Genomic DNA, 14,235 nt, shown 5'->3' on the forward strand with positions numbered 1-14,235 from the left:
GATGCGTCGCTGGCGCGAGCTATTCACTTCGGGCTTTCCTCACCTGGGCTTCTATTCGAAGGTCGTCCTCATCTGGGCGCTGATCGCGCTCGCTCTCTCGTGGATGGCGTTTCCGCTCGCCCGGCATCACATTTTCCCCGACGTCGACGACGCCTTGAGATTGGTACAGGTACGCGATCTTATTGCGGGCCAAGGGTGGTTCGATGCCTATCAACATCGGATAAATCCTCCGGCCGGGGTCCAGATGCACTGGAGCAGGATAGTAGATGTTCCCCTTGCTGGAGCAATCCTTGCTTTAGGCCTGTTCTTCAAACCAGACACTGCCGAAGTGGTGGCCATATTTGCAATCCCGCTCATCCTTCTGCTTTTGACTCTATTGCTGATCGCCAGGATAGGTAGGCACTGTTTCGATGAACGGACGGGGCTTATCGCCGTTACAATCAGCGTCCTTGTTTCCGCAGCGATACTGCAGCTTTCTCCTCTCAGGATTGACCATCATGGATGGCTCATCCTGACAAGCGTTCTGGCTCTGAACTTCCTGTTTACGCATAAGAGCGGCGTTGGCGGTGTGGGAGCTGGCATTGCCATGGCAGTTGCCATGTCGATATCCATCGAGACATTGCCACTGTCTGTGGTCTTCGGCGCCGTTTGCGCCTTGCGCCTGCTGCGCGGTGAGTCTTACTGTTTGGGTGGTTATGCTGCCAGCTTGGGCCTGAGCAGTGCCGCGCTGTTCGTGGCAACGCGCGGTCTGGGCGACATGGCCAGCCACTGCGATGCCATGTCGCCTGGATATCTCTCCGGCCTGTTCATCATAGCCGGCGGAAGCTTGCTCGCCGAACTGGGATTTCGGCATACCGAGGGCCCAAAGCTGCTCTTGACCGCTATCATCATTGCACTGTCTGTCGCTGTGGCGACGTTGGCTGTCGCATATTCTGCGCCGCACTGCCTGCTCACAGGTGCGTTCGGTGAATTGGATCCGCTCGTCAAAGCCTTGTGGTATGATCGCGTGCTCGAAGGCCTGCCGTTCTGGAAGCAGGATTTGAACATTGCAGGGTTGTATGTCCTTTTTCCTGTACTGAGCTCTGCTTTGGCATGGCATGCAGCTGCCTCTGCGCAGAACGATAAAATCTTACGCTGGCTACGGGTTGATTTCGCAATAACATTATGCGGAGCCACAATTCTCGGCGCCATAGTGTCAAGATCTTCAGCTACAGCCGGAGTATTTTCGACAATTATATCATCTCATTATATAAATTCGATCATATCCAAGAATGATATTCACGAGATATGGGGCAATAAAATTATAAAGCTTTTATGCATTGCCCTGATATCTTTTCCTGCGCTTCCACTATTATTGTTCGGATCTTTTTATAAAGAAACGGAGCAGCCGGAAGGCAAGCCGTGCAGGTACTGGGAATTCCTTCCGGCTTTTGGGAAGGAGAGTCCAGCCAAGGTACTGGCTCCCCTGGATCTCGGGCCGGTTATTCTCGAAAGAACCCCACATTCCGTTGTCGCCACAGGGCATCATCGTGGCAACACCGGCATGCGTGATGTGATTGCCGCTTTCACAGAGCCAACCGATTCTGCTTATCAGATCATATCCCGCCATCGTCCTGAATGGATCGTTGTTTGCCCTTCGGCTAATGAACTCAAACTCTATCAGCAGTTCTCGCCAGATGGATTCTGGGCTGAACTGTCAAGAGATGAAGGACCCGAATGGCTCCGGCCGGTTGCAATCGCCCCGGAAAGTGGCATGAAGGCTTGGCGAATAATCTACAAGGACACCGAGGGTCTACCCCCTTCGATTTCTTTGAAGTAAATGTTGCCATAACGGTTAGGCCTTTTAGCGCCATGTGATTTGCGCAATCCAATATCAGATTGGAGAAAGTGGTGTACCGAATATACATTTTTGGAGGTAATTCCAAAAATAACTTATCTGAACTATATACCGATCTAAATGAGGTCGAGAATCTATGTCGAGAGCACCGGGAAAATGGATTTATCGTGAGAGTTTATTGGCAGAGCCCGAATGAGAAAGGAGATATTGTCGAGAGATTAATTGAAGATATCCTGTAATTTCCGAAAATAGCTTGAGAGGTTTAGATAAGATTTCCTTTTATGTAAGAAACTGACTCACTGCAGGACTTCAATGATATTGGAAAATTAGAAGAAATAATTGCCTGATTCGAAAGCCTGGTCAAACATCTTAAGATTGTTGAGCAATACCAGCATGTTGTGATTCACGCCTCTTTGCGAAGAGATGGAGTGAATGGTGACATGGACTGGTATTGCCCGGCGCGAGCATAGCCGGGAGGGTCTGCGATATCCATCGGATATGACGGATGCCGAGTGGGCGCTGGCAGCACCATTTGTGCCAGCGGCAAGGCGTGGAGGTCGTCCCGGACAGCGGATATGCGCGAGGTCCTGAACGCGATGCTCTATGTTGCCGCAAGCGGATGTGCCTGGCGGCTTTTGCCCAAATGCTTTCCTCCGGTATCGACGGTGCGGCGCTACTTTTACGCCTGGCGCAATGCCGGTCTGTTCGAGGCCATCAACACCGTGCTGGTTATGAACTTGCGGGAAATCGAAGGGCGAGAAGCCTCGCCCAGCGCCGGGGTAATCGACAGCCAGTCGGTGAAGACCACGGAAAGTGGCGGAGTTTCAGGGTTTGACGCAGGCAAGAAGGTCAAAGGCCGCAAACGACACATCCTGACCGACACATGCGGCTTTCTGATCTTCATTCTCGTCCACCCCGCCGACATTCAGGATCGAGATGGTGCTGTCGATGTGCTGGCTGCCGTCCGGACGCGGTTTCCATGGTTACGCCATGTCTTCGCTGACGGCGGCTATGCAGGTGATAAACTGCGATCCGCGCTTGTCGGCATGGGCAAGTGGACTATCGACATCATCAAGCGTTCCGACAAAGCCAAGGGCTTCGAGGTGCTACCGCGCCGATGGGTTGTCGAGCGAACCTTCGCTTGGCTCGGTCGATGCCGTCGGCTCGCCAAAGATTGGGAAAGGTCCATCGCCTCGTCCACCGCATGGGCACTTATAGCTTCAATCCGCATGCTCACGCGCAGAACCGCAAGATACTGTCAAATTTGATGAACTTCTGAATCGGGCTTTTAACTTTCTGAAATTCGACTTTCTGAAATTCGACGAATTAGCATGCGGATGGAGGCTACGGTGGCCCAAGCCGCTGAGCTTTCGATGGACAGTTCCCCGTCCTTTGCTAGCCGACGGCATCGACCGAGCCATGCGGATGTGCGCTCAACGACCCATCGCCTTGGCCGCATTTCAAATGCCTTGTGCGTTGTCAAATCGCTTGACGATTTCGAGGGGCCAATCGCCGTCCCCCTGTAAGGCGTTGCGCAGCTTGTCGCCCGCACAGCCCCCATCGGCCAAGACATAGCGCATAACCCACCACGAGACATCCATCCATTCACAGTTAGAGCCTCGTCGGTTGTGATCTGATCCCCAAAGACTGGATCGCTTGGAGTTAAGGTTCTTCGCCGTAATCTCGCCTGACTCAGGCGCGCGTCACTCCTTGTCAGATCCAACTTGTCAGATCCAACGCCTCCTGGCGGGTCATGGATGCGTATTGCCAACAAGGGCGCGTCTGGCGTCTCCATGCAGATCGGGACCTGGCTTCTTGATGGCCGCACGAACAATTAATGGGTCTTATCAATGGCATGTAATGAGGAGGACAGTAAAGATGTAATCTTGGTGAAATGTTCGCGCATCATCTATTCAAATTTGCCTCTATTACTGGTATCTTGCAGCAGATCGAGCAAGACAGGACATTTGCCCTTTGAACCGACATTCTCCTCTCGCAAAGCTTGGCGGCATCCTTGCTGCAATTTTCAGGTAGCGCCATGGATCGGCCAGGCTGGCACTCTCTGCGGGTTCTGCTGGATAAACGTTTGATAAACTACGCAATTGCAATCGATGCCATCCAGCGCCTGCATCCCGACGATCTCGTCATCATCGACATGGAAATGTCCTCCGGCAACTTGCCTGTTGTGCGCGACAGGTCCGGAAACGGCCTAGGCGTGATCACAAACGCTGCCCGCCGCCATGTCGAAGGCGCAACCGGCATGATCCTTCCCGACAGGGCACTGTTTGAACGAACGCTCGAATTTGGCTTTCTGGTGAAAGTTTCCCTGGTCGGCATCCGGACGCAGTCCACCAGCATGTTCCCTGCCGCCCCTGGCTTGTGCGATCAGCTGGGCAGGACCAAATTTCGCAAAGGCTGACGCCGGCCTCGCGGGCAAATGGCGTGAAGCGCCAGCAAAGCCCGAACCGCCATCAACCGCTTGACGCCCGAGAACCTGGGAAGCGCGCAGCATGACCGGCCGATCATGTCGGTGACGCACGGCGCATTTCATGAAGCCTGCTCCTTCCGGCTGCAGCGTGACTGACAAAGCCCATGAGCCCCGGCAGGAATTGTTTCGCTCCCGGCATCGACCCCAGCACAACACCGCAAGCTGGGTCGCCATGGCTCGCCGATCGGCACGGATCGGGCAAGACCCTTGCCTGACGGACCAGGCCAGACCAGCTGCCGGGCCAGATTGCGAGATGGCGCAGGACTGCGCCGGGTCCCAGGTTGATACACGAAACCCTGCAGATCCGGGATCATACTGACTTGATTGGAGAAATTTCCAGCCTAGGCTCATTGCATGGCTGGACGAACGCCTGTTTCGAGTTGCCTGTCGCGCGCGACATTTGCAGCCCTTGCCGTGTTTGCCGGATCAGCGGCAGCCCATGGCGCACCCGCTGTCTCGGCATCCGGCCATGCCAGCGCAGAAGTCGTCGTTCCTGTCGAAATCCTGTATTCACTCGGCAAACCTGGAACGAACCAGCCAGCCCTGAATGCAGCATCCCAGTCGATCTGCCGGCCGCTGCGCGCGCCCTGCCCGATCCACTTCGACACGGTTGTCGTCATAATCGACGAAAAGGACACCAGGCGCCCCCGGTCCGGAGCGGCAGCTTCGCCACGGGTTCTTGTCTATTTCGAGTGAACGCCCGGTTGGGCAGGGAATATTCCGGGTCAACTTGCGGCAGCCTGACTTCCCTCCGGCACAGACAAGACACGCCAAACATCAACGATGATCGTCGTCGGCGTAACCCGTTTTCGCGTCATACCCATGACGGTAGCATGGGCTGCAGCTGCCCCGGCAGATTCCCGTCCGGCACCGGTTCACACCGGCCTGGCGGTCACCTTTGCCAAGGACCACTCGTAGGCGAGATTAAGGTAGGAAGATTTGCAAAGGCTGCCTGATCCGCCTTTCAAACAGGTCACTGGCAAGTCACCCTACCACCTCGCTCAAGCCAGGGTTCAGGCATAGCGTTTCAGCCATGACCGCAAACTGGACAGGTCCGCCGGGTGCTGTTTGCCACTGACGCTGGGAATGCGCTTGCGAAGATCGCGGGCGAGCAGCCTGTACGCGACCTTTTCGCAGCAATGGAAAATAAACCATTGGTATAACCTGAATTTGTTCCTTCTATGAAGGAGCAAGATCGATGTCAACGAATGGCTATGTGGTAACGCCAAAAGCGGTCGAAATTGAGGGATCGAATCGGCGTCGTCAGAATGGAATTACGAGCGAGAAGGTCAGGCTCGACGGCAACATCGCCCGGCGCAAGGTCAAAGCCAAGGAGTTCTTCTGGTGGGATACCGAACTGCCCGGCTCTGGCCTCAGGGCCTTCGCTGCGGGTTCGAAGAGCTGGTTCGTTCAGTTCCGCCAGCGCGGCAAGCAGAAGCGGGCCACACTCGGCCGCCCACCTGAATTAGGCGCGGAGGAGGGGCGCGTCTTGGCACGCGCGCAACTGGCCAAGGCTGCGCTCGACGGGCTGCCATCGGCGCCGAAGCCCAGAGGCAAGCGCAGTGACGCGCCATTGTTTCGCGACTATGCGCCGCGCTTCTGGGCCGACTATTCCCGGCACGGGAAACCATCGACCCGCAAGGGCAATCGCGCCCGCATCTTCAAGGACCTGACCGAGATGTTCGGCGACCAGCGGGTCGATGCGATCCGCAAGGCCGATGTCCTGCGCTGGCGCGACAGTTGGGCCAACCGTTCAGGTGCGTTCAACCGCACGATCCCGATCCTGTCCGTGATGATGGGCCATGCCGAGCAGCTCGGGATACGCCCGCGCGGCTCGAACCCGTGCAAGGGAACCCCGCGTTTCAAGCGCAAGCTGGTCGATCGCTTTCTCAGCGCCCGCGAGTTCAATCGCCTCGCAGCAAGTCCCCGTGCGTTCGAGGAGAGCAACCCGATTGCGGTCCAGGCGATCCGGTTGCTGATCTACACTGGCGCGCGACATGGCGAAGTCGTGGGCTTGCGCTGGGAATGGGTACAGCCGCCGCGCTTGATGCTGCCCGACAGCAAGACCGGAGCGAAAATCGTCTACCTCAATCGGCAGGCGCGGGCTGTGCTTAATGCGATGCCGACCAAAGCCGAGGCCGGCCTGGTGTTCCCTTCGCTACGTGGTGACAAGCCAATTGCGCTCAGCATTCCTTGGCTTGCAATCAGGCAGCATGCTGCCTTGCCCGATGTCCGGCTGCACGACCTGCGACACAGCTTCGCCTCAATCGCCATTGCCGATGGGATCTCGCTGGTCGTGACCGGGAAGCTGCTTGGTCATGCGCTGGCCGAAACCACCGAGCGGTATGCCCATCTTGCCGACGAAGCGATCGCCGATGTTGCCAAGCGCGTTTCGGGCTCGCTCGCCAAGTGCCTGGGGATCGCAGCATGACCCGCGTCTCTCTGGCTCGCATCATCGCGGATGATCTAGCGACCCTGCGCCGCTTCGATCCGGGCGCACGGCCCGGCGGGAGGCCACGCCGGGTGGTCTGGTCCGAGAAGCTGCCCGGCTTCGGCGTCAGATATTATGCGTCTGGGCGCAGCACCTACATTGTCCAGTCCCTGATGAACGGCATCATGGATCTCACCTGGAGCGAGGTGAAGGGAGGGCGGTTGCTTCTACATGACAGCAAGACCGGTCCCCGCACAGTCTGGCTCGGCGACGAGGCCCAGACGCTGCTCGCCTCATTAGAACGGCGCGGCGGGGCCGATCCGGTGCTCTGGAACAAGCTGACCCGTCGTCCGGTCCGGAGTATTGGTGAGTTCTGGAAAGGCGTGAAGGTCGAGGCCAATTTGCCCGGTGTCCGGATACATGACTTGCGCCATAGCTTTGCCAGCCATGCTGCGGCCCGCTCCGAGACCTTACCTATGATCGGCAAGCTCGTCGGCCACCCGCGGTTGCAGACGACATCGCGCTATGCGTCATCTCGATGACGGTTCCGTACTCGACGCAGCCTAACGGATTGGTGAGCTGATTGCCGATGCGATGGGCGAGGATCATTCATTGAACCATAATACTATGTGTGATATCGAAATGCCGATCCATGACCGGTAAGCCGCGAACCCGCATCTACAAGAACCGCTGGTTTGCGAAGTTCGCGAACCGGGAAGGGATCAGCGATGCAATGCTTGTCGCGGCCATCGATCAAGCCAGTCGCGGCCTGATCGACGCTGACCTCGGTGGCGGCCTGACAAACAGCGTGTCGCGCGCGAAGGCGGAGGCAAGTCCGGTGGCTACCGCACGCTGGTCTTTTTCCGCCAAGAGGAACGGGCCATATTCGCCTTCGGCTTTGCAAAGAGCGATAAAGCCAACCTCAGCGCGGCCGAGCTGAAGGTTTACAAGAAGGCCGCGAAGATCGTGCTCGCGCTGACCCAGGCGCAGATCGATACCGAAGTGCGTGAGGAAAGACTGTTCGAGGTGAATGACGATGCCCAGAACCTATAAGAGCGAGGCGCTCGCTGCCGTTCACGAAATGATGGAAGGGCTCCATGAAGCCGGAGCCATCGATAAGCGCACGCTGCGCGAGTTTGATGACACATGCCTTGTCCCGGCAACGCCGCTCCAGCCTGAGGAGATCAAGGCTATCCGCGAGGCGGAGCACGTCTCGCAGCCGGTCTTTGCGCGCTATCTCAATGTCTCGAAGAACCTTGTGTCCGATTGGGAGCGAGGGAAGAAGCGACCTGGCGGGCCGGCGCTGCGGTTGTTGTCGATCATTCAGCGCAAGGGCTTGGAGGCAGTCGCTTAGTCGGCTCTTGCGGACTGACCGGAACGGCAGGTTGCAATGTGGGAATTGCGGATAGCTGCCTTATATCGTCAGGCGGCTTGCTTCGATATTCCTTCTTCCTGACGAGCGAGTTTGTCCACGAGACGGTTGAACAGCGTGACGCCACGGTCATGGGTGGTGGGCATGATTTGGGCATCGGCGGTATCGTCGATCACGCGCTGTTGTGCCTCGATCATTTCCTTGTCTTCAGCGAAAGCCTGCGCGGCGATACCCATGAGCCTGTCGCGCACGTCAGCATCGCCTTGATCGTACCGCGGGCCCCAGGAGAAGAAGTAGCGCGCATTCTTGTCCCTCATCGGCGTTACCGCCTGACTGGTAAATGTCACGCCACTCACCGCCTTTGACAGGTCCGGCGGGCCATGTTCAAAAGCGCTTGCGGTTCCGAGCGGAAACACGCCACCCGTCATCAATAGGATGCCGGGGATCAGGAAGTCGTAAGTCATGAAGCTGTCCATCGGGACATCGCTTTTGCGTGAGGATGAACCAAGGGTGTTCTCGATCCACCGTTCATAGCGGATCCCCCGGTCCAGCGGCGTGATCCGGGCCTGCGTTTCGGCAAATTGCGGACCGGCACCGAAGCTGTTCGCATGAACGAAGGTGAGATGACTGAAATCAAGCAGATTGTCGTTGATGAGCCTTGCTTCGGCAGCATAATCCAGATGGCCGTGCCCGAGAATATAGTCCGGATGATCAAGGCCGACCGCGGACGGAATGAGGTTCTCATCGGCCTTGTCCTCATCGCCCATCCAGATCCAGGTCCAGCTGTGACGGTCGACTACGGGATAGCGCCGGACATGCGCTTTGGGCGGGATTGATTCTTGTCCTGGAATTTCCACGACCCGGCCTTCACGATTGAAAAGCAGTCCATGATACATGCACCGCAAGCCTTCCCCTCGCAGCGGCCGAGTGAAAGCGGCGCTAGACGGTGGATGCAGCGATCCTCAAGCGCGTTGAGCGTGCCGCTTGCCGACCGCCAGACCACGATCCTCTCACCGAGGATCGAGAGGGCAAGCGGGATTTCCTTTGCCAGTTCATGGGACCATCCGGCGACATACCAAGCGTTGCGAACATATGACATGGCGCGATCCTCCGGCTGCGATTTGCAGAACGCAATTTGACTTAACAGTGTTAAGGAGTCAATCTGCCATACCCATGGCTACTCGCTCTCATCAAACTCTCGACATCGATCGCCTGGTCTCAACGGCATTCGAGTTGCTGGACCAGGAGGGCATAGATGCACTTAGCATGCGTCGGCTCGCGGCAAGGTTGGGAGTGCAGGCTCCGGCGATTTACTGGCACGTCAAGGACAAGGCCCAATTGCAGGGGCTGATGGTCGAGAGAATCTATGCTGCTGCCTATCGCGAGGTCGCCGCAGTAGGGGAATGGCGGGAATGGCTGAGACTATTTGGTCGCGCGCTTCGGCGCAGCTTTGCGGCACACCGTGACGGTGCTCGGCTATGCGCTCTGGCACGACCGGCTGTGCAGGCCGATCCGGCCGAGCGCGCACAACGCATAGCCGCGCCCCTCACTGCGCTGGGGCTCAGTCACGAGCAGGCATTGTCAAACCAGGCATCGGTCATATCCTTTGCACTGGGGTGGGCGACATTTGAGGCGAACGGTCCGATGCACCACTATCTGAACCAAATACTTGACTTTGAACGCAGCTTTCATAGTGGCCTGGACGCGCTGGTCAATGGATTGTCTGAAGCTGCAGTGCGAAGCGCCACAGCCGAGTAAAGGGAACCAATGCCAGCTTTCGGGATCTGGTAGGCCGCGACACGGTGTCTGGATTGAGCGCGGCACTTTCCATCCCACCAGTATCGATCGTTCGGGCGGCAGGCGACCAACTCACGCCGTTCAGAGGCGGGTACCTTCAACGAACCAGGCTTGGCAGCCATGTCGTGTGTGAAGATCGGCGGCTGATTTTCGAAGAAGCGCCCGAAGCCTACAAGGATATCCGCGCAGTGATCACTGATCTTGAGCAGGCGTGGCTGGTGCGGGTGATCGCCCGCCTGCGGCCATTGCTTAGCTACAAGACGAGGGCGTCGTGATGGAGGTCATCCTGCATCTGACCTCAGGCGCCGGGCCGCTCGAATGTCGCTGGGTCGTGGCTGAGCTCACCCGGGCCTTTGCTCGCGAGGCCGCAAAGCAGGGGCTTGCCTGCGAGCTGCTCGATGGCGGCAATGAACTGCCCGTCTCGGTGCTACTGCGCATTTCCGGCGCACAGGCATCGGCCTTTGCAGCGCAGCGCACCGGCACTGTGCAGTGGATCGGCAAGAGCCATTTTCGCCCAGGGCACAAACGGCAGAACTGGTACGTGGGCGTATCGCTGGCCCCCGAGCCTGAGACGCTTGTCGATCTGAACGAGGCAGACATCGACTATCAGGCGATGCGCGAGCGGGCCGGGCGGCCAACACGTCAACAAGACCGACAGCGCCGTTCGCGCACTCCACCGGCCCAGCGGGCTGGTGGCCAACGCGCAGGAGCAGCGATCGCAGCACGCCAACCGCAAGCTTGCGCGGCTAAAGCTAGCGATCATGCTGGAGGAGCGGCGCGGGCAATCGAAGGACGAAGCCCGCCGCGTGCAGTGGCAAAGCCACCGCGAGCTGGAACCCGGTTCGCGTCTATGCTGGCCCCCGGTTTGAACTGCGCAAGCGGGAATCAGGCTAGATCGCGCCAGTCGATACCGAAGCGCGCCAGATACTTGCGCAGCCGGTCGGCGTCGTTGGTACTGGCGCGCTTTGCCCGCGATGCGGCGAACAACTTGCGGCCTGCATCCGAGAGCGAACGGCTGGCCCGGCAGGTTTCGACAACGAACGCCAGCTGGACGCGGTCAAAGGGGTCGAGCGTTTCCAGCGCATCGCCTGCCAGAAGCGTGCCGAGCTCGTCGGAGTGCTGGTCTGTCCCCGACCACAGCCGCTTCAGCCGGGCGATCTCAGTTGCCACAACCTCGCTATCGATCCTGCCCTTGGGGAAAAGGTCGCCATACGGGTGACACTGGAAGCCAGGTCACGGAAATTGCCTGGCCAGTGCGCTTCGCCGGACGTCGCGAAGGCGAGGTAGCGATCGCGCGCTTCCTTGTTGAAGGTCACTCGCTCACCCTCGCGCTCGGCGTGGCGATCGAGCTCATAGTCGAGGTTTGGCGCAATGTCCTCGCGGCGCTGGGCGAGGCCTGGCAGCGCGAAGGTCCACAGGTTGAGGCGCGCGTAGAGGTCTTCGCGGAATGTGCCGTCAGCGACGCACTTCGCAAGATCGCGGTTGGTTCCGGCGATCAGCTGGAAATCGCTCTCGGCCTCACGGTCTGCACCCACGGGAAGGAACCGCTTGTCCTCAATCGCGCGCAGGATCATCGCCTGCTCGTCGAGCCCCAGTTCGCCGATCTCGTCGAGGAACAGCATCCCGCCATCGGCGGTGCGCAGGAGGCCGGGCCGGTCTGCTGCCGCGCCGGTAAATGCGCCCTTCTTGTGCCCGAACAGTGCCGACATCGCGCTGTCGCCGCGCAAGGTGGCGCAGTTCACTTCGACGAATTGGCCGCTCACTTGCCGCTTGAGTTTCTTGAGTTCAAAGATGCGGCGGGCGAGCTGGCTCTTGCCCGCACCGGTCGGCCCCATCAGCAGTATCGGCGCACGGGTGCGGCTGGCAACCTGCTCGATCTCGTCGATCATAGTGTTGAACGCTGCATTGCGCGTTTCGATGCCGGACTTGAGGAACGAGGTGCTTTCCGCACTCTCGCTCGCAAAGCGCGTGGCAATGCTGTCGTAGCGCGACAGATCGAGGTCGATCACGCTCCAGGTTCCCGCCGCATCGGGCGCACCGCGCTTGGGCTGCGTCTGGAGCAGGCGTCCGGGCAGGTAATGCGCCTCGGTCAGCAGAAACAGGCAGATTTGCGCAACGTGGGTGCCGGTGGTGATGTGGATCAGGTAATCCTCGACATCCGGGTCGAGCGGTTGGGAACGCGCGAAATCGAGCAGCTTGCCGTAAACTTCTTCGAAGTCCCAGGCGTCGGCAAAGTCGATCGCATGCCGCTCGACCATCGTTTCGGGCGAGACCGAAGCGATGTCCTCGCTCACATACTCGGCCAGGCGGCTGTGCGCCGAGCCGTGGATCATCAGGAACCGATCGACCCGCAGGTCCTCGTGCATGCACAGGCCCACCGATGGCCGCCACTTCATCCAGCGTGACGGACCGAATTTTGAGGCATCGAGGGTCGAGCCGAGGAAGCTGATGACTGTGGTTGGCTTCATGCGCCAAATTTCTATCATCTTATCCTATGAGATACAAATTTTGAGCCCTGCCCAATTTCCTGAAACTCTAGGATGAGCAATTCATCCAGAAAATAGCAAGCTATATCAGATGGATATGAGGAATCTACAGGCCCGCCATCAAAACTGGCACGCCACCTGCAATTACTCTGGTGTCGGGTCGGTCGAACAGCCCGGCACAAGCGGAACCAAGAGGCGGCCGGAATGGGCCGGCCGCCTCCGAGGTCCGAAAGTTTCCAAGGAGTTGGACTATGGCCAACAAGAACCTTTTCGCATCGGCACTGTCGCGGTTCCTGCCGCGCGCCGACACGGTAAACCAGGCGGGTGGGTCCGCCTATGCCTATAGGCCCGAAGCCAAGCTGGCCCAGCTTGCCGCAACCGGCACGCTGTCCGACGGCTTCTACTCGAGCGCGGAGACCCAGCTCACCGATGTCGTGTTGGCGGCCAAGGACGTCGATCCGGAATGGGTCGCCAAGTGCGCCGTCTATGCCCGCCGGTCGGGTGCCATGAAGGATATGCCTGCCTTGCTGGCGGCCTACCTGACCATGGCCGATCCCGACCTGTCAGTGCGCGTGTTCAAGCGCGTTATCGATAACGGCCGTATGCTGCGCACTTTCGTGCAGATCATGCGTTCGGGTCAGGTCGGGCGTGCCTCGCTCGGCTCCCGCCCGAAACGGCTGGTCCGCGAATGGCTGGAACAGGCCTCGATGGCGCAGCTGATGCAGGCTGCGACCGGCAACGATCCGAGCCTGGCGGACATCGTCAAGATGGTCCACCCGGCTCCGGCCAATGCCGAGCGGCGCGCATTCTATGGCTGGCGGATCGGCAAGCCCTACGATGTCGCGGCGCTGCCCGCCGAGATCGCGGATTTCGAGGCTTGGAAGCGTGCGCCCTCGGGCGAACTGCCCCAGGTGCCGTTCGAATGGCTGACCGCTTTCCCGCTCTCGCCTGAGCAGTGGGGACAGCTTGCCACCCGCATTGGCTGGCAGGCGCTGCGGATGAACCTCAACACGCTGGCGCGCAATGGCGCGTTCGCGATTGAAGGGGTCACCGAAGCGGTCGCGGCTCGGCTTGCTGACCGGCAGACGATCGCCCGCGTTCGTCCGATGCCCTATCAGTTGATGGTGGCGCTCGGTCAGGTTGGCGACGGTGTGCCACTCGCGGTGCAGGCAGCGCTCGAAAGTGCGCTCGAAGCATCGCTGGCCGGTGTGCCGCCGCTCGAAGGCCAGGTTGTGGTCTGCCCCGACGTCTCGGGCTCGATGAGCTCGCCGGCGACGGGTTACCGCAAGGGGGCCAGCTCGAAGGTACGCTGCATCGACATCGCCGCGCTGGTCGCTGCTGCCGTGCTGCGCCAGAACCGCGATGCCCGGGTGATCCCGTTCGAGGTGGACGTGGTCAAGCTGAAGCTCGACCCCAACGCCCGTGTTGCCGTGAATGCGGCAAAGCTGGCCGCGGTCGGTGGCGGCGGGACCAATGTCTCGGCTCCGCTGGCGCGGCTCAACAAGGAGCGTGCGCGGGTCGATACGGTGGTGATCGTCTCGGACAACGAGTCTTGGGTCGATCCTTCGCGGCCCAAATGGTCTGGAGGGGGCGCCACGGCGACGATGAACGAGTGGAACAAGCTGAAGGCCCGCAACCCGGGTGCGAAGCTGATCTGCATCGACATCCAGCCCTATGGCTCCACGCAGGCCAAGGACCGGGCAGATATCATGAATGTCGGTGGCTTCACCGACGCGGTGTTCGACGCGATGGCGCGCTTTGCCTCCGGGCAGTCGCGCGACTGGATCGAGATCGTTCAGAATACGGAGGTATGAAGGAAAAGGG

The 14,235-nt window shown here is 59.3% G+C and carries 11 protein-coding genes and 4 pseudogenes; 11 read left to right on the forward strand and 4 right to left on the reverse strand.

Annotation, left to right across the window (positions count from 1 at the left end):
- Window position 1 precedes the first annotated feature (1 nt).
- Window positions 2–1,819 (forward strand): hypothetical protein, encoded by a 1,818-nt coding sequence (locus tag C7W88_RS17220; protein WP_118074857.1) that lies wholly within the window; start codon window positions 2–4, stop codon window positions 1,817–1,819.
- 450 nt (window positions 1,820–2,269) lie between these two features.
- Window positions 2,270–3,105 (forward strand): IS5 family transposase gene (locus C7W88_RS17225; RefSeq protein ID WP_118074858.1). Its coding sequence is split into 2 segments (ribosomal slippage): window positions 2,270–2,402 and window positions 2,402–3,105, totalling 837 coding nucleotides; the frame shifts between segments, so codons are not numbered across the junction.
- A 20-nt stretch (window positions 3,106–3,125) separates the two neighbouring features.
- On the opposite strand, the pseudogene C7W88_RS22890 reads toward C7W88_RS17225, so the two are convergent.
- Window positions 3,126–3,417 (reverse strand): annotated as a pseudogene (locus tag C7W88_RS22890) (transposase); the annotation flags it as partial.
- Window positions 3,418–3,839: 422 nt separating this feature from the next.
- Here C7W88_RS22890 and C7W88_RS17235 point away from each other — a divergent pair.
- The 5 genes and pseudogenes from C7W88_RS17235 to C7W88_RS17260 all read left to right on the forward strand — a co-directional run bounded on the left by C7W88_RS17235 (window position 3,840) and on the right by C7W88_RS17260 (window position 8,110).
- Window positions 3,840–4,256 carry a hypothetical protein gene (locus C7W88_RS17235; protein ID WP_162896182.1) on the forward strand — a complete coding sequence of 139 codons (417 nt, stop codon included), beginning with the start codon at window positions 3,840–3,842 and terminating at the stop codon, window positions 4,254–4,256.
- Window positions 4,257–5,523: 1,267 nt separating this feature from the next.
- Window positions 5,524–6,756: a site-specific integrase gene (locus C7W88_RS17245; RefSeq protein ID WP_118074862.1), complete on the forward strand. Its 1,233-nt coding sequence runs from the start codon at window positions 5,524–5,526 to the stop codon at window positions 6,754–6,756.
- Window positions 6,753–7,298 (forward strand): tyrosine-type recombinase/integrase, encoded by a 546-nt coding sequence (locus C7W88_RS17250; RefSeq protein WP_118074863.1) that lies wholly within the window; start codon window positions 6,753–6,755, stop codon window positions 7,296–7,298. Before C7W88_RS17245 ends, C7W88_RS17250 begins: the two co-directional genes overlap by 4 nt.
- 110 nt (window positions 7,299–7,408) lie before the next feature.
- Window positions 7,409–7,809, forward strand: a pseudogene (locus tag C7W88_RS17255) (type II toxin-antitoxin system RelE/ParE family toxin).
- Window positions 7,793–8,110, forward strand: a complete 318-nt coding sequence (locus C7W88_RS17260) for a DNA-binding transcriptional regulator (RefSeq protein ID WP_118074864.1) — start codon at window positions 7,793–7,795, stop codon at window positions 8,108–8,110. Before C7W88_RS17255 ends, C7W88_RS17260 begins: the two are co-directional and overlap by 17 nt.
- 68 nt (window positions 8,111–8,178) lie before the next feature.
- Here C7W88_RS17260 and C7W88_RS17265 read toward each other — a convergent pair whose 3' ends face one another.
- Window positions 8,179–8,895 (reverse strand): RHO alpha subunit C-terminal catalytic domain-containing protein, encoded by a 717-nt coding sequence (locus C7W88_RS17265; RefSeq protein ID WP_240345061.1) that lies wholly within the window; start codon window positions 8,893–8,895, stop codon window positions 8,179–8,181.
- 29 nt (window positions 8,896–8,924) lie between these two features.
- Window positions 8,925–9,227: a Rieske 2Fe-2S domain-containing protein gene (locus C7W88_RS23935; protein WP_240345062.1), complete on the reverse strand. Its 303-nt coding sequence runs from the start codon at window positions 9,225–9,227 to the stop codon at window positions 8,925–8,927.
- A 74-nt stretch (window positions 9,228–9,301) separates the two neighbouring features.
- Between C7W88_RS23935 and C7W88_RS17270 the strand changes: the two genes are divergently transcribed.
- The 3 genes and pseudogenes from C7W88_RS17270 to C7W88_RS23940 all read left to right on the forward strand — a co-directional run bounded on the left by C7W88_RS17270 (window position 9,302) and on the right by C7W88_RS23940 (window position 10,794).
- Window positions 9,302–9,886, forward strand: coding sequence for a TetR family transcriptional regulator (locus tag C7W88_RS17270; RefSeq protein ID WP_162896184.1), 585 nt, complete (start codon window positions 9,302–9,304; stop codon window positions 9,884–9,886).
- A gap of 134 nt (window positions 9,887–10,020) precedes the next feature.
- Window positions 10,021–10,200 (forward strand): annotated as a pseudogene (locus C7W88_RS17275) (RtcB family protein); the annotation flags it as partial.
- A 330-nt stretch (window positions 10,201–10,530) separates the two neighbouring features.
- On the forward strand, window positions 10,531–10,794 hold the full coding sequence (locus C7W88_RS23940; RefSeq protein ID WP_240345130.1) for a peptide chain release factor-like protein: 264 nt from the start codon (window positions 10,531–10,533) through the stop codon (window positions 10,792–10,794).
- Between the two features lie 16 nt (window positions 10,795–10,810).
- Here the strand turns inward: C7W88_RS23940 and rtcR are convergent.
- Window positions 10,811–12,393 (reverse strand): annotated as a pseudogene (gene rtcR / locus C7W88_RS17285) (RNA repair transcriptional activator RtcR).
- Between the two features lie 269 nt (window positions 12,394–12,662).
- On the opposite strand from rtcR, the gene C7W88_RS17290 reads away from it, so the two are divergent.
- On the forward strand, window positions 12,663–14,225 hold the full coding sequence (locus C7W88_RS17290) for an RNA-binding protein (RefSeq protein WP_118074865.1): 1,563 nt from the start codon (window positions 12,663–12,665) through the stop codon (window positions 14,223–14,225).
- Window positions 14,226–14,235 lie beyond the last annotated feature (10 nt).

The organism is Novosphingobium sp. THN1, from assembly GCF_003454795.1.
GTDB lineage: Bacteria > Pseudomonadota > Alphaproteobacteria > Sphingomonadales > Sphingomonadaceae > Novosphingobium.